Origin of the sequence: Actinomadura montaniterrae (assembly GCF_008923365.1) — a bacterium.
Lineage (GTDB): Bacteria > Actinomycetota > Actinomycetes > Streptosporangiales > Streptosporangiaceae > Spirillospora > Spirillospora montaniterrae.
This window is the reverse complement of record NZ_WBMR01000241.1, coordinates 1-13,692: the sequence shown is the minus strand read 5'-3', so window position 1 is coordinate 13,692 and position 13,692 is coordinate 1. Positions and strand designations below refer to the sequence as shown.

Below are 13,692 nucleotides of genomic sequence, written 5' to 3'. Positions count from 1 at the left end.
GCCGCAGAGGCTCCAAAGTCAAGGGTGGACGAAGTCCATCGCGAAGCGACGCCGAAGGCGCCCTTGACTTTGGAGGGGCGGCCCCGTACGCAAGCGCCACCCCACCACCCGAACACCCCTCTTGCCATTCCCCCGCACACCTGCATCCAAGGTCACCCGCACACCCCTCTCGTCGAGGCACCCGAACACCCCCTCTTTTAATGCACCCGATCACCGAGCACTGACCACCAGCACCGAGCACTGACCACCAGACCGAGCACCAAGCTCCAACCGCCGAGGGCGGGCGACATGGGCTCGTTCCATGATGAGGAGGACTGCTGATCCGTCCGTTCCTCGGCGTGGTCGGACGGCAGGGCTCGCCCGGTGTCGGGGGCGGCGGGCATCATGTCGGACATGACCTTCCAAGCGAGCGGCGCTTTCGACATCGACGCGTGGGAAGCCGAGAAGCCCTACGACGAGCAGGGCGGCAACAAGCTGACGCGGGTGCACGTCCGCAAGACGTTCCACGGCGACCTGGTCGGCACCAGCACCACCGAGCTGATCACGGTGGAGTCGGCGGCCGGGCCGGTGGCGTACGTGGGGATCGAGCACGTGCAGGGGATCCTGCACGGCCGCGAGGGGACGTTCGTGCTGCAGCACAGCGCGGGCACCGAGGACGGCACGCCGGGCACGCAGTGGCTGCGCTGGCTGATCGTGCCGACGTCCGGGACCGGGGAGCTGGCGGGGATCCGCGGCGTCGGGCAGATCACCGTCACCGACGGCGGGCACACCTGGTCGCTGGAGTACACGCTGGACTGACGCGCGGCGGGTAGCGGCGCCGCGCCTGCCGGTAATGTTTCGGCCATGCCCCCGGTCAGTACCGACGCCACGCGCGAGCGGATCATCGACGCCGCCGAGGCGTGCTTCTCCCGGTTCGGCGTGGCGAAGACCACGGTGGAGGACATCGCCGCGGCGGCGAAGCTGTCGCGGGCGACGGTGTACCGGGCGGTCAGCGGCGGGCGGGACGAGCTGATCCTCGCGGTGGTGGTGCGTGACCTGCACCGTTTCCTGGATCGGCTGGCGGTGCGGCTGCGCCGCGAGCGGTCGGTGCCGGAGGCGATCGTCGAGGGCACGATGGACGCGGTCGAGTACGTCCGGAACGAGCCGACGATCGCGCATTTCCTGGTGCCGGAGGCGGCGGGGCACATGCAGGCGGCGGTGGCGGGCGCGGCGGAGCACGTCCTGGCGTTGTGCTGCGACTATGTGCGGCCCTATTTCGAGCAGGCGCAGCGGCAGCGGACGCTGCGTCCCGACATCGAGGTCGAGGGGACGGTGGAGTTCCTGTTCCGGATCATCACGTCGCTGATCGTGATGGACCGCGAGCGGGAGCCGGACGACCTGCGCCGCTTCCTGCGCACGTACGTGGTGCCGGGGATCGCGGGGCTCTGATCCGGCGCGGGGGCGTGTCCGCACCTACGAGACGGTAGCTTGCAAGGAATCGACGGCGCGGACCGGAAGGGGTCGGGGCGATGGTTGCGGATTTCACGAGGCGGAGGCGCTCGGCGGTGCAGCCGAGCCCGGTGTTCCTCGTGATCGTGGCGGCGACCGTCATCTGCGGCCTGATCGCCTGGAAGTACGGCGGGTTGCCCTACTACCACCTTCCTCCGCAGCCGGCCCGGATCGCCTTGTTCGGGTTCGTGATCGCGGGGTGGGTGCTGTCGCTGTGCGTGCACGAGTTCGGGCACGCCTACATCGCCTACCGGTCCGGTGACCGGAGCGTGGCGGCGAAGGGGTACCTGACGCTGAACCCGCTCAAGTACTCCGACATGCTGCTGAGCTTCCTGATCCCGGTGGTGTTCATCCTGCTCGGCGGGATCGGCCTGCCGGGCGGCGCGGTGTGGATCGAGCGGCACCGCATTCCGGGGCGGCTGCGGCACAGCCTGGTGTCGGCGGCGGGCCCGCTGTCCAACGTCGTCTTCGCGATCATGCTGGCGGTCATCTTCAAGAACTTCGTCTCCAGGGAGCACGGAGTGTTCTGGCTCGGCCTGGCGTTCCTGGCGTTCCTTCAGGTCACCGCCGCTCTGCTGAACCTGCTGCCGATCCCCGGGCTGGACGGTTTCGGGATCATCGAGCCGTACCTGCCGCGCCGCTTCGTCGACCAGGTCAGCGGGTACGGCGGCTACGTCTTCCTGGGGCTGATCGCGCTGCTGTGGATCGAGCCGGTCAACCGGGAGTTCTTCCGGCTGATCTACCACATCACCGACGCCCTGGGCATCAACGCCATGGAGATCGAGGCAGGCCACTCGCTCTTCATGTTCTGGCAGAGCTGACGCTAGGTCCCGGCGCCGTCCGCGGGACGGGGGCCGCCGGCGAGGTGGCGGACGATGCGGCGGAGCTGTTCGGCGTAATGCTGCTGGAACTCGGGTGATTCGGGGCTGACGCCGAAGACGCGGTGGACGGCGAGGGGCAGCACGACGGGTGCGGCGACCACGGCCATCATCACGAGCATGACGGCGGCGGGGTCCAGGTCGTCGGCGAGTTCGCCCTCGGCCTGGCGCCGGACCAGTTCCGACAGGTCCTCGCGCTCGATCGGCGGTTCGCCGTCGAAGGTGCCGGTGAGGCCGCGCAGGGCGTTCAGCCGGGTGCCGCGCGGGTCGTCGAGGGCGTGCCGCAGGTAGCGGACCAGGACCTCGTCGAGGCCGATCTCCGGGTCGTTGAAGCGAGCCTCGGTCTCGCGCCAGCGGCAGGCGATCTCCCGGTACAGGCCCTCCTTGCCGCCGAAGTAGTAGTTGATCAGCTGTTTGTTGACGCCGGCGCGGTCGGCGATGTCCTGCACGCGGGCGCCCGCGTAGCCCTTGGCGGCGAACTCGTCCAGGGCGGCGTCGAGCAGCAGCCGCCGGGACCGCTCGGCGTCCAGCTTGCGCTCGCCCGGTGCGGGCGCGCGCCGCGGCCGCCTGGTCTCCTCCGTCACGCGCTCATCGTACCGCCTGGCTGACGACGTCATACATCCGGCTGTTTGACGTCTTCATCCGTTTGGTTGAAGATGGACGCGACACACCCCCAGAGAGAGAAGCCGAACGATGATCCTTGTCACCGGGGCCACCGGCAACGTCGGCCGCCACCTCGTCGGCGAGCTGCTCTGCGCGGACGCGAAGGTCCGCGCGCTGACCCGCGACCCCGCGACCGCGCGGCTGCCCGGCGAGGCGGAGGTCGCCCGTACCGACGAGATGCCGCTGGACGGCGTCACGTCGATGTTCCTCAACCCCGCCGTGTTCTGGACCGGCCTGGGCGACGCGCTGGAGCGCGCCCGCGACCACGGCGTCCGGCGCATCGTCATGCTGTCGTCGTCGGCGGCGCTCGACGACGATCCGCGCAACGCGATCGGCGCCCATCACCTGGAGATCGAGCGGGCCATCGAGGCGACCGGCCTGGAGTGGACGTTCGTGCGCCCGGGCGAGTTCGCGACCAACGCGCTGGCCTGGGCGGCCTCGATCCGCGCGGGCGAGCCGGTGCGCGAGCCGTACGCGCGGGCCCGCAGCGCGCCGATCCACGAGCGCGACATCGCCGCGGTCGCCGCGCGTGCCCTGCTCTCGGACGGTCTCGTCGGCGCGAAGCCGGTGCTCAGCGGCCCCGAGGCGCTCACGCACCCGGAGATGGTCGAGATCATCGGCGCCGCCGCCGGGATCCCGGCCCGGTTCGAGGAGATCTCGCCGGAGCAGGCGCGGGAGGAGATGCTGAGCCGTCCCTACATGCGCGAGGGGATCGTGGACGCGCTGCTGCGGGTGCGCGCCGAGGCGGTGGACCGCGACGTGGAGATCTCGCCGGAGGTCGAGCGCATCACCGGCCGTCCCGCCCGGACGTTCGCCGAGTGGGCCGCGGACCACTTCTGACGGCCGCGACGCACGGAACCGGTGCCCTCCGCCCGAGAGCGGAGGGCACCGCCGTCTACGGCCGGGCAGGCCCCCGCCTTGCCCGGCCGTACGCCCGTACGCCCGTCAGCCGCCCTGGCCCGACGTGCCGGACGCGCCGCCAGCGCCGCCCGCGCCGCCCGTGCCGGACGAGCCGCCCGCGCCGGACGACGCGCCGGCCTCGGTGCCGGGGCGGCGTTCCCGGTACTGGTCGCGGGCCCAGACGAACCAGTCGCGGCGCATGGCCATGAAGCGCTTGCCGTACTCCATGGTCAGCCGGCCGTTGCCGGTGAGGCCGCCCTCCTCCTCCCACGGGACGATCTCCTCGAGCCGGGCGAGCTCGTCGAGCCGGCCGGTGAGAGCGTCGATCATCCGGTCGAGGTAGCCGAGGGCCTCCTCGGGCGCGATCTGGTCGAGGAAGAAGACCCGCAGCAGCACCTCGTCCCGGCGGTGCGGCTTGGGGTCGGTCTCCACCATCCAGTGGCGCAGCTCGTCCCGGCCCGCGCCGGTGATCGCGTACTCCTTGCGGCCGCGCGGGCCCTCGGCGGACACCTCGATCAGGCCGCTGTCCGTGAGCTTGCCGAGCTCGCCGTAGAGCTGGCTCTGGGTCGCCTGCCAGACGGTCCCGAGCGAGATCTCGAACACCTTCATCAGGTCGTAGCCGCTGGCGCCGTCCATCTCGGCGATCAGCCCCAGCAGCGCGTGTCGCAGGCTCATTCCTCGATTGTGACACGTCGGCATTGACATGTCGATGTAGACACGTCTAGTTTCTGACATGTCGAACTTGGAATGTCGCTCCCGATGAGAGGCTCGCGCCATGCTGCTCTACTACCTCCGGACCTTCCTCCCGTGGATCCTGCTCGCCGTGGTGAGCGGCTGGAACGACCAGGCCGGCGCGGCGGCCGGCCTGGCGGCGGCGCTCGTGCTCCTCGCCCAGGACCTGCGCAAGGGCCACCGGCTCGACTCGCTGATCCTCGAACTGTCGACCATCGTCTTCATGGCGCTGCTGACCGCGCTCGCCTTCGCCGCCCCCGACTCGTCCCTGCTGGACTACGGGGCGTCCATGGCGATCGGCTGGCTCGCCCTCACCGCCTGGGGCACCGTCCTCGCCGGACGGCCCTTCACCGAGGGCGTCGGCCGCCGCGACGTCGCCGACGAGATCGCCGCGACGGACCTGTTCAAGCGCATCACCACGGTCATCGCGATCGTCTGGGCCGTCAGCTTCACCGTCATGGCCCTCGTCCTGGCCTACGTGCAGCACGCGGCGCCGGACAACACCGCGCTGCTCGTCGCCGTCAAGATCGCCGGTTTCTCGGTCCCGATCGTGTTCACCGCCCGCTACCCCGAGATCGCGCAGAAGCGGTACTTCGCCCGCCACGGCATCGACCGCGAAACCGTGCGATGAGCGCGCCCGCACCGGGAAAGCCCAGGTAGAGCCCCTCGGCCCCGCCCAGCGAAGGACAGGACATGGAGACGACGCGCAACGCCGGCTGGCTCGAGGGCGCCCTCGCCCCCGTCCCGGACGAGATCGACGCCACCGGCCTGGAGGTCACCGGAGCGCTCCCGCCCGAGCTGACCGGACGGTACTTCCGCAACGGCCCGAACCCGCTGCCGGGCCGGCCGAGCGGCCACTGGTTCACCGGGCCCGGGATGATCCACGGCGTGCGGCTGCGCGGCGGCCGCGCCGAGTGGTACCGCAACCGCTGGGTGCGGACCAGGACGTTCCTCGACGAGAGCGCCCGCTTCGCCGGCGACGACGGGACGCTCGACCTCACCGCCGTGCCCGCCAACACCCATGTCGTCCCGCACGGCGACAGGATCCTCGCGCTGGTCGAGATCGGCTTCCCGTACGAGCTGACGCCGGAGGCCGGGACGGTCGGGCCGTGCGACTTCGGCGGGACGCTCACCACCGCGATGACCGCGCATCCCAAGCAGGATCCGGTGACCGGCGAGCTGCTGTTCTTCGGCTACGGCGTCCTCCCGCCGTACCTGACCTACCACCGGCTGTCGGCCGACGGGTCGCGGGTCGTGGAGAGCCGCGAGATCGAGGTCCCCGGCCCGACGATGATGCACGACTTCGCGATCACCGAGAACCACGTGGTCTGGCTGGACCTGCCCGTCGTGTTCGACTTGGACCTGGCGCTGGGCGGCGGGGGCATGCCCTTCCGCTGGGACGACGGCTACGGCGCCCGGCTCGGCGTCATGCGGCGGGACGCGCCGGGCGACGTCCGCTGGTTCGACGTCGAGCCCTGCTACGTCTTCCACGTCGGCAACGCCCACGAGGACGCCGCCGGACGGATCGTGCTGGACGCCGTCCGGTACCGGCCCGAGGACTTCGCCGCGACCTGGAAGGAGATCGGCGGCTCGGCGGACCCGGCGCAGGACGCGGCCCGGTCCGAGAGCGCGCACCTGTACCGCTGGACCCTGGATCCCGCCACCGGGCGCGCCGGCGAGGAGCAGCTCGACGACCGGAACGTGGAGTTCCCGACCCACGACGACGCCAGGACCGGCCGCCGCCACCGTTTCCTCTACACGGTCGCGGGGGACGCCGTCGTGAAGTACGACGTGCGCGACGGCTCGTCCTCGGTCCGGGAGTTCGGGGAGGACGCGTCCGTGGGCGAGGCGGTCTTCGTCCCCGCCGAGGGGGCGCGCGGGGAGGACGAGGGCTGGCTGCTGTCGATCGTCTCCGGACCGTCCAGCGCCGAGCTCGTCGTCCTGGACGCGGCGGACCTGTCGCGGACGGCGAGCGTCCGGCTGCCCCGGCGGGTGCCGGCGGGATTCCACGGCAGCTGGATCCCGGACGCCTGAGCGGGCACGGACCCGGCCCGGGCGGGGACACCCGGCCGCCTAGAGTGATTTACTAGCGAGTACACAAGTGCAAGTAACCACTTACCAGGCTCCTCCCGGGAGGTTCCGCATGTCCGTGGCCACGGAGAGCACCGAGACCTTCGCGTCCCTGAACCCGGCCACCGGCGAGGTCGTCGGCGAGCACCCCGTGCACGACGCCGCCGCCGTCGCGCAGGCGCTCGGCCGGGCCCGCGAGGCGGCCGGCTGGTGGCGCGCCCTCGGCTGGAAGGAGCGCCGCCTCCGGCTGCTGAACGTCAAGGGCGCGCTCACCCGCAACCTCAACCGGATGGCCGAGCTCATCCACCAGGAGACCGGCAAGCCGGTACAGGACGCCCAGCTGGAGACGATCATGGCGATCTCCCACCTGGACTGGGCGGCCCGCAACGCGCGGAAGGTCCTCGGCCCGCGCACCGTCTACCCCGGGCTCATGGCCATCAACCAGCGCTGCGAGCTGGAGTACCAGCCGCTCGGCGTCGTCGGCGTGATCGGCCCGTGGAACTACCCGATCTTCACCCCGATGGGCTCGATCGCCTACGCACTCGCCGCCGGCAACGCCGTGGTCTTCAAGCCGTCGGAGTTCACCCCGGGCGTCGGGCTGCTGCTCGCCGAGCTGGTCGAGGGCGTCGTCCCCGAGCACCCGGTGCTGCAGGTCGTCACCGGCCTCGGCCCGACCGGCGCCGCGCTCGCCTCCTCCCCGGACGTCGACAAGATCGCCTTCACCGGCTCCGGCCGCACCGCCAAGCGGGTGATGGCCGCCTGCGCCGAGAACCTCACCCCGATCGTCGCCGAGTGCGGCGGCAAGGACGCCTGCATCGTCGACTCCGACGCCGACCTCGACGCCGCCGCCGACGCCGCGCTGTGGGGCGCGATGTCCAACGCCGGCCAGACCTGCATCGGCGTCGAGCGGATCTACGTGCTGGACGACGTCTACGACCGCTTCCTCGGCAAGATCACCGAGAGGGCGAAGGAGCTGCGGCCCGGCTTCGACCGCGAGGCCGCCTACGGCCCGATCACCATGCCGGGCCAGCTCGACATCATCGAGCGGCACATCAAGGACGCCCTCGACAGGGGCGGCAAGGCCGTCGTCGGCGGCGCCGAGTCGGTCCGCAAGCCCTACGTCGAGCCGGTCGTGCTCACCGACGTGCCGGACGACTCGTCCGCCGTCTGCGAGGAGACGTTCGGCCCGACGATCACCGTCCACCGCGTCAAGGACCTGGACGAGGCGGTCGAGAAGGCGAACAGGACCAGCTACGGCCTCGCCGGGACGATCTTCTCGGGCAGCAGGGCCCGCGCGATGGACGCCGCCCGCCGGATGCGCTCCGGGATGACGTCCATCAACGCGTTCGCCGCGTTCGCGCAGGTCGCGGCGCTGCCGTTCGGCGGCGTCGGCGAGTCGGGCTTCGGCCGCATCCACGGCGCGGACGGGCTGCGCGAGTTCGCCCGCCCGAAGGCCATCACCCGGCAGCGGTTCGCCACCATGAACCTGACCTCGTTCGGCCGCACCGAGAAGGAGATGGCGCGCGTCCTCGGCCTGATCAACATGATCCACGGCCGCCGCTACAAGCGCTGAAGACAGGGCGGCGCCCGCAACGCGGGGGCGCCGCGTAAGTGCGGCGCCCGCCTCGCCGGGGGTGCCGCGTAGGCGTGACACCCGCAACGCGGGGGCGTCGCGTGTGGACGGCGCCCGCCTTGCGGGGCGGGCGCCGCCGCGCGCCGGGGTCAGGCGACGGTGAAGCCGCCGTCCACGGGGAGGATCGTGCCGGTCACGTAGGACGCGCCGATGAGGTAGGCGATCGCCTCGGCGACGTCCTCGGCGGTGCCGACGCGCTTGACCGCGAGCCCGCCCGCGGCCTCGGCGAACTGCGCTTCGCGGTGCTCGTCCGGCAGGAACGACCACCACGGGGTGTCGATCACCCCGGGCGCGACCGCGTTCACCCGGACCGGCGCCAGCTCGGCGGCCAGCGGCGACACGATCCGCTCGATCGCGCCGTTCACCGCGGCGAGCGCCGTCGTGCCCGGCAGGGCCGCGCGGGCGGACGCCGCCGACACGAACGTGATCGACCCGGTCACCTTCGCGTGCTGGATCGCCGATAGGTACGGGAACAGCTTCCCGTCGAACGCGGCGCGGACGTCGGCCAGCCGCGCCTGCCCGATCGGGCCCATGCCGACGGCGCCGGGGCTGAAGGCGAGCACCAGGTGGTCGATCTCGCCGGTCCGCTCGAAGAACGCGGCGACCGCCTCCTCGTCGGTGCCGTCGACCCGTTCCGCGGCCGCGGACTTGACCGCGGCGAACTTCTCCGGGTCGCGCCCGGTGACGATGACCTCGGCGTCCCGCGCCGCCAGCAGTTCCGCGGCGGCCAGCCCGATGCCGGACGTGCCGCCCATGATCACAACGCGCATCCCGCGCCTCCATTTCAAGACGTAGCGTCTCGATACTAAATCGAGACGCGGCGTCTTGTAAACTGCCCGGATGGGACGGCCACGCAGCGAGACGGCACGGCGCGCGATCCTCGACGCCGCGATGAGCGAGCTCCAGGAGCACGGCTACGCCGCCCTCACCATGCAGGGCATCGCCGCGACCGCCGGCGTCGGCAAGCAGACGATCTACCGCTGGTGGCCGTCCAAGGCCGACGTCGTCCTGGACGGGCTGGTCGAGCTCGCCGACGAGCGCATCACCGTCCCCGACACCGGCTCCCTGCCCGGCGACCTCACCGAGTTCCTCGCCGCGACGTTCCGGCAGCGCGGCCAGCGGCCCGTCCTCATCGGCCTGATGGCCGAGGCGCTGCTCGACCCCGCGTTCGCCCGCGCGTTCCGCGACCGGTTCCTGTTCGCCCGCCGCGCCGCGCTCCGCGGCATCCTCGACCGCGCCGCCGAGCGCGGCGAGATCGCCGCCGGCACCGACCCCGAGCTGCTGATGGACGTCGTCTACGGCGTGCTGTGGTACCGGCTCATGCTCGACCACGCGCCGCTGGACGAGTCCGCCGGGCGCGCCCTCACCGACCTCCTCGTCCGCGCCGTTTCCTGAGCCGGACGGCCCCGTTTCCTGAGCCGGACGGCCCCGTTTCCTGAGCCCGGACGGCCCTCCTAAGGCATCCCGGCGCCCCGTACACCGCCCCCTAAGGCGACTCAGTCCCAGGCGCCGCGAACTAAGGCGTCCTAAGGCGCGCGAATAGGGCGTCGTCCCGATGTGGGCCCCGGGGCCTTAGGACGAACCTTGTACATGTCGGGCCAAGAGGGCCCGGCGGAGACAAGGAGCAGGGCATGTACAGCACGGACATCAGCCGGGTCATCATCGCCGACCGCGTACGCGAGCGGCAGGCCGAGGCGCGCAACGCCCGCCGCGCCCGCCTCGCCAAGGCGCTCAAGCGCTGACGCACGACCCGTCCTGACCGCACCGACCGGACACGAGCGAAGGGAGCCGACCATGATCAGCCACGAGTTCATCAGGATCGCCGGAGAGGACCGGGCACGCCGGCTGCGGGCCGAGGCCCGCGAGGCGCGGCGCGCCCGCCTGGCGAAGGCGCTCAAGCGGTGACGCCCGCACAGCGACCCCATCCGCCAACGCCCCCGTCATCCGACGGGGGCGTTCCTCGTTCCCGGGCCCGCCGTCCGGTTCATTTCAGAAGGACCGCGCCGATGTTCTCCCGCGCCTCCAGGACCGTGTGCGCGCGGGACGCCTCGTCCAGGAAGAACTCGGCGTAGACGCGGGGGCTCAGCGCGCCGGACGCGGCGGCCTCCAGCGCCCGCTCGGCGGCGGCGCGCCGCTCGGCCGGCGGCTTGGCGAACGCGATCCCGAGCGCGCCGACGACCGTGAGCCCGCGGGCACCGATCGCGCGGGCGTCCAGCGGCGCCCACTCCCCCGACGTGAATCCGTAGATCCCGATGCGGCCCCGCCCGGCGGCGGCCGCGTCCATGGCCCGCGCGGCGGTCTCGCCGCCGACCGCGTCGAGGACGACGTCCGCTCCTCCGCCGGTGGCCTCCACGACCTCGTCCGCCCAGCCCTCCGCGCCGTAGTCGACGGCGAGGTCGGCGCCGAACCCGGCGACGGCCGCGAGCTTCGCCTCCCCGTGCGCGGCGCCGACGACGCGCGCCCCGGCCGCCTTGGCGAGCTGGACGAGCAGCGAGCCGACCCGTCCGGCGGCGGCCGTGACCAGGACCGTCTCGCCCGCCTGGACGCCGGTCCCGGCGAGCAGTTCCAGCGCGACGGCACCGGCCTGGAAGGCGGTGAGGGCGGTCCGGAGGTCCAGGGCGTCGGGGACGGGGAAGACGCCGCTCTCCTCGGCGACGGCGAGCTCGGCGTAGCCGCCGCGGTTCTGCAGGGTGGTGGCGACCACGCGGCGGTCCACGAGGGACGGGTCGTCCGCCTCGGCGACGCGCCCGGCGACCTCGATGCCCGGGACGTACGGCAGCGGGAACGGGTGGCGGCCCGAACGGACGATGACGTCGCCGAACAGGACGGCCGAGTAGTCGACGGAGATCAGCACCCGGCCCTCCGCGCGGACGGGGTCGGGGACCTCTTCGAGGCGCAGGACGTCGGGTGCTCCGAAGGCACGGACCTTGATGGCTTTCATGAGACAATGTGTCTCGTATGGGAGGACCTGTCCACAAGCTGCAAGGTGGGCGATCCGTCCCAGGCGAGACAGGAGCCGGAAATTGCCTCGCAAAGAGGACCTGAGGGTCCGCCGGACGCGCACCCTGCTCCGCGAGGCGCTGATCGACCTGATCGGCGAGCGCGGCCTCGAACGGGTCACCGTCGGCGAGATCACCGAGCGCGCGATGGTCAGCCGCGCCGCGTTCTACCGCACCTACCGGGACAAGTACCACCTGGTCGAGCAGGTCTTCGACGAGGCGATGGACGCGCTGTTCGGCACCGTCGGCGGCGACGAGCGCCCGCCGCGCGAGCGCTGGACCGCGTTCTTCGAGCACATCGGCGAGTACCACCGGCTGTACGGCGCGCTGCTCGGCCGCAAGGGCAGCCCCTGGTTCGCCGACCGGATGCGCGGCTCGCTGGCCGCCATGGTCACCGAGCACCTCGCCGGTCCCGGGCCGTGCTCGCGGGCGTCCGCGGACGGCCTGGTGCCGACCGTGCTCGGCGCGATGTTCGTCCAGTCGATCACCTGGTGGCTGGAGCACGGCCGGGACATGCCGCCGGACGAGATCGCCGCGCGGACCGGCGAGATGGCGGCCGCCCTGCTGCGGCGGGCGGGCGCCGACCCGTCCTGAACGCCGGTGTTCGCGCTGGTCAGCGGTTCGCCGGGCGGAGCGGGGCCCGGCCGCGGATCAGGTCGGCGGCGCGCTCGGCGATCGCGATCGTGGGGGCGTTGGTGTTGCCGCGCGGCACCGACGGCATGACGGACGCGTCCACGACGCGCAGGCCGTCGACGCCGCGGACGCGCAGCTCGGGGTCGCAGACGGCGCCGTCCGAGCCGCCCATCGCGCAGGTGCTCGTCGGGTGGAACAGCGTCGCGCACTCGCGGCGGACGAACGCGGCGAGCTCCTCGTCGTCCTGGACGCGCTCGCCGGGCGCGTGCTCGCCGCCGGCGAGCTGGGCGAGCGGGCCGACGGCGGCGATCTCGCGGGCCTGCCGGACGCCCGCGACCAGGACGTCCAGGTCGGCCTTGTCGGCGAGGTACGCGGGGTCGATCAGCGGTTTGGCGTACGGGCTGGCGGACCGCAGCGTCAGCGACCCGCGGCTCGCGACGGCGATCGCGGTGACCATGACCGACAGCAGCCGCTGGGACGGCTCGACGAGCCCCTGGTCGACGAACGGGGTGGGCAGCACGTGGTACTGCAGGTCGGGCGCGGGCAGGCCGTCGACCGTCCGGACGAACCCGCCCGCCTCGGCGAGGTTGGACGCGTACGGGCCGCGCGCGAGGGCGGTGTAGAGCGCGAACGTGCGGGCGTTCGCCAGCTCCCACAGCGCCTTGGTGTGCGGGGTCGCGAACATGACGTTGACGAACGGGTGGTCCTGCAGGCCCTGGCCGACCGGGGTGTCGACGACGACGTCGATGCCGTGCTCGCGCAGGTGGGCGGCGGGGCCGATGCCGGACAGCATCAGCAGCTGCGGGCTGTTCACCGAGCCGCCGGACAGGATCACCTCGGTCGAGGCGCGCGCCTCGACGGTCTCGCCGCGCGCCTCGTACCGGACGCCGGCCGCGCGGCCGTTCTCGATCAGGACGCGGGTGGCGAGCGCGTCGGTGACGACGGTGAGGTTGGGCCGCCGCAGCGCCGGGCGCAGGTAGCCGTCGGCGGCCGACCAGCGCCGGCCGCGCTTGTGGGTGACCTGGTAGAAGCCGACGCCGTCCTGGTCGGCGCCGTTGAAGTCGGGGTTCGCGGCGAGGCCGAACGCCTTCGCCGACTGCACCCACGCCTGCGTCAGCGGGTGCTTGTAGCGCAGGTCCTCGACGCGGAGGGGGCCGCCGGTGCCGTGGTACGGCGTCGCGATGCGCTGCTGGTCCTCGGCGCGGCGGAAGTAGGGCAGCAGGTCCTCGTAGCCCCAGCCGTCGCAGCCGTGGGCGTCGCGCCAGGTGTCGTAGTCGTACCGGCTGCCCCGGATGTAGATCATCGCGTTGGTGGACGAGCTGCCGCCGAGGGTCCGGCCGCGCGGCCAGTACACGGCGCGGCCGGCGGCGTGCTCCTGCGGGACGGTCGTGTAGTCCCAGTCGTACGGGCCCTTGATCAGGCTCGCGACCGCCGCCGGGATGCGGATCTCCGGCGCGTCGTCGGGCGGCCCGGCCTCCAGCAGCAGCACCTTCGCCGACGGGTCCTGCGACAGCCGCGCGGCCAGCACGCAGCCGGCGCTGCCCGCACCGACGATCACGTAGTCGTACACGAAACGAACACTACCGAACGGTTTTCCAACGTCACCGGGCCGTCCGGCCGCCCGGCCGCGCCGCCCCGGCCGCCCGGCGCCGCCCCGCGCCGTCCGCGCGGCCCGGCGCTAGTGTGACGGCCATGG

14 protein-coding genes are annotated in these 13,692 nt (G+C 72.6%); 9 read left to right on the top strand and 5 right to left on the bottom strand.

Going from position 1 to position 13,692, the window contains the following annotated elements; all coding sequences use genetic code 11:
* The first annotated feature begins 393 nt into the window (after positions 1 to 393).
* The 3 genes from F9B16_RS43000 to F9B16_RS42990 all read left to right on the top strand — a co-directional run bounded on the left by F9B16_RS43000 (position 394) and on the right by F9B16_RS42990 (position 2,309).
* Positions 394 to 798 carry a DUF3224 domain-containing protein gene (locus F9B16_RS43000; protein WP_151546028.1) on the top strand — a complete coding sequence of 135 codons (405 nt, stop codon included), beginning with the start codon at positions 394 to 396 and terminating at the stop codon, positions 796 to 798.
* A gap of 45 nt (positions 799 to 843) precedes the next feature.
* The gene (locus F9B16_RS42995) at positions 844 to 1,428 is read left to right on the top strand and encodes a TetR/AcrR family transcriptional regulator (protein ID WP_151546027.1); all 585 of its coding nucleotides are present in this window, start codon (positions 844 to 846) and stop codon (positions 1,426 to 1,428) included.
* 116 nt (positions 1,429 to 1,544) lie between these two features.
* Positions 1,545 to 2,309, top strand: coding sequence for a site-2 protease family protein (locus F9B16_RS42990; protein WP_225992451.1), 765 nt, complete (start codon positions 1,545 to 1,547; stop codon positions 2,307 to 2,309).
* A 2-nt stretch (positions 2,310 to 2,311) separates the two neighbouring features.
* Here F9B16_RS42990 and F9B16_RS42985 read toward each other — a convergent pair whose 3' ends face one another.
* Complete coding sequence (locus tag F9B16_RS42985) at positions 2,312 to 2,950, bottom strand: TetR/AcrR family transcriptional regulator (RefSeq protein WP_225992450.1); 639 nt, start codon at positions 2,948 to 2,950, stop codon at positions 2,312 to 2,314.
* Between the two features lie 109 nt (positions 2,951 to 3,059).
* Between F9B16_RS42985 and F9B16_RS42980 the strand changes: the two genes are divergently transcribed.
* Positions 3,060 to 3,869, top strand: a complete 810-nt coding sequence (locus tag F9B16_RS42980) for an NAD(P)H-binding protein (protein WP_151546024.1) — start codon at positions 3,060 to 3,062, stop codon at positions 3,867 to 3,869.
* Positions 3,870 to 3,974: 105 nt separating this feature from the next.
* Here the strand turns inward: F9B16_RS42980 and F9B16_RS42975 are convergent, their stop codons facing one another.
* Positions 3,975 to 4,604 (bottom strand): PadR family transcriptional regulator, encoded by a 630-nt coding sequence (locus tag F9B16_RS42975; RefSeq protein ID WP_151546023.1) that lies wholly within the window; start codon positions 4,602 to 4,604, stop codon positions 3,975 to 3,977.
* Between the two features lie 100 nt (positions 4,605 to 4,704).
* On the opposite strand from F9B16_RS42975, the gene F9B16_RS42970 reads away from it, so the two are divergent.
* From F9B16_RS42970 to F9B16_RS42960, 3 genes are all read left to right on the top strand, one after another.
* Positions 4,705 to 5,292, top strand: a complete 588-nt coding sequence (locus tag F9B16_RS42970; protein ID WP_151546022.1) for a hypothetical protein — start codon at positions 4,705 to 4,707, stop codon at positions 5,290 to 5,292.
* Positions 5,293 to 5,354: 62 nt separating this feature from the next.
* Positions 5,355 to 6,695 (top strand): carotenoid oxygenase family protein, encoded by a 1,341-nt coding sequence (locus F9B16_RS42965; RefSeq protein WP_151546021.1) that lies wholly within the window; start codon positions 5,355 to 5,357, stop codon positions 6,693 to 6,695.
* Positions 6,696 to 6,804: 109 nt separating this feature from the next.
* Positions 6,805 to 8,304: an aldehyde dehydrogenase family protein gene (locus tag F9B16_RS42960; protein ID WP_151546020.1), complete on the top strand. Its 1,500-nt coding sequence runs from the start codon at positions 6,805 to 6,807 to the stop codon at positions 8,302 to 8,304.
* 149 nt (positions 8,305 to 8,453) lie between these two features.
* Here the strand turns inward: F9B16_RS42960 and F9B16_RS42955 are convergent, their stop codons facing one another.
* A complete protein-coding gene (locus tag F9B16_RS42955; RefSeq protein WP_151546019.1) occupies positions 8,454 to 9,134 on the bottom strand; it encodes an SDR family oxidoreductase in 681 nt (226 codons plus the stop codon).
* A 70-nt stretch (positions 9,135 to 9,204) separates the two neighbouring features.
* On the opposite strand from F9B16_RS42955, the gene F9B16_RS42950 reads away from it, so the two are divergent.
* The gene (locus tag F9B16_RS42950) at positions 9,205 to 9,759 is read left to right on the top strand and encodes a TetR/AcrR family transcriptional regulator (RefSeq protein ID WP_192809265.1); all 555 of its coding nucleotides are present in this window, start codon (positions 9,205 to 9,207) and stop codon (positions 9,757 to 9,759) included.
* 589 nt (positions 9,760 to 10,348) lie between these two features.
* Here the strand turns inward: F9B16_RS42950 and F9B16_RS42945 are convergent.
* Entirely contained in the window at positions 10,349 to 11,305 is a 957-nt protein-coding gene (locus F9B16_RS42945) for a zinc-binding dehydrogenase (RefSeq protein WP_151546018.1), read from the bottom strand.
* Positions 11,306 to 11,387: 82 nt separating this feature from the next.
* On the opposite strand from F9B16_RS42945, the gene F9B16_RS42940 reads away from it, so the two are divergent.
* On the top strand, positions 11,388 to 11,957 hold the full coding sequence (locus F9B16_RS42940) for a TetR/AcrR family transcriptional regulator (protein WP_225992449.1): 570 nt from the start codon (positions 11,388 to 11,390) through the stop codon (positions 11,955 to 11,957).
* Between the two features lie 19 nt (positions 11,958 to 11,976).
* Here the strand turns inward: F9B16_RS42940 and F9B16_RS42935 are convergent, their stop codons facing one another.
* Positions 11,977 to 13,566: a GMC family oxidoreductase gene (locus F9B16_RS42935; RefSeq protein WP_151546016.1), complete on the bottom strand. Its 1,590-nt coding sequence runs from the start codon at positions 13,564 to 13,566 to the stop codon at positions 11,977 to 11,979.
* Between the last annotated feature and the right edge of the window lie 126 nt (positions 13,567 to 13,692).

Coding starts and splice junctions, on each gene's coding strand:
- F9B16_RS43000 (WP_151546028.1), top strand. CDS start 394: ATGACCTTCCAAGCGAGCGGCGCTTTCGACATCGACGCGTGGGAAGCC.
- F9B16_RS42995 (WP_151546027.1), top strand. CDS start 844: ATGCCCCCGGTCAGTACCGACGCCACGCGCGAGCGGATCATCGACGCC.
- F9B16_RS42980 (WP_151546024.1), top strand. CDS start 3,060: ATGATCCTTGTCACCGGGGCCACCGGCAACGTCGGCCGCCACCTCGTC.
- F9B16_RS42975 (WP_151546023.1), bottom strand. CDS start 4,604: ATGAGCCTGCGACACGCGCTGCTGGGGCTGATCGCCGAGATGGACGGC.
- F9B16_RS42970 (WP_151546022.1), top strand. CDS start 4,705: ATGCTGCTCTACTACCTCCGGACCTTCCTCCCGTGGATCCTGCTCGCC.
- F9B16_RS42965 (WP_151546021.1), top strand. CDS start 5,355: ATGGAGACGACGCGCAACGCCGGCTGGCTCGAGGGCGCCCTCGCCCCC.
- F9B16_RS42960 (WP_151546020.1), top strand. CDS start 6,805: ATGTCCGTGGCCACGGAGAGCACCGAGACCTTCGCGTCCCTGAACCCG.
- F9B16_RS42955 (WP_151546019.1), bottom strand. CDS start 9,134: ATGCGCGTTGTGATCATGGGCGGCACGTCCGGCATCGGGCTGGCCGCC.
- F9B16_RS42950 (WP_192809265.1), top strand. CDS start 9,205: ATGGGACGGCCACGCAGCGAGACGGCACGGCGCGCGATCCTCGACGCC.
- F9B16_RS42945 (WP_151546018.1), bottom strand. CDS start 11,305: ATGAAAGCCATCAAGGTCCGTGCCTTCGGAGCACCCGACGTCCTGCGC.